Genomic DNA, 214 nt, shown 5'->3' with positions numbered 1-214 from the left:
CGTCATCACCGTGAGGGCCTGCTGGTAGGCGGTGATCGCCTGCTCGATATTCGCCGCTTTGTCCCCCCGGATGCGGTCAGAGTAGGCGGTTGCCAGATTCATCATGGTGGTGGCCCACTCGACGGGCATCGCCGTTTGCGTCATCACCGTGAGGGCCTGCTGGTAGGCGGTGATCGCCTGCTCGATATTCGCCGCTTTGTCCCCCCGGATGCGG

At 64.0% G+C, this 214-nt stretch carries 1 protein-coding gene; it reads right to left on the bottom strand.

Annotated elements, in window-relative coordinates; translation table 11 throughout:
• On the bottom strand, positions 1-214 hold a 214-nt coding region (locus tag JUK32_RS00055), incomplete at both ends, for a tetratricopeptide repeat protein (RefSeq protein WP_204136836.1).

Source organism: Halomicronema sp. CCY15110 (genome assembly GCF_016888165.1).
Classification (GTDB): domain Bacteria; phylum Cyanobacteriota; class Cyanobacteriia; order Phormidesmidales; family Phormidesmidaceae; genus Halomicronema.
This window is presented reverse-complemented; position numbering and strand designations above follow the sequence as displayed.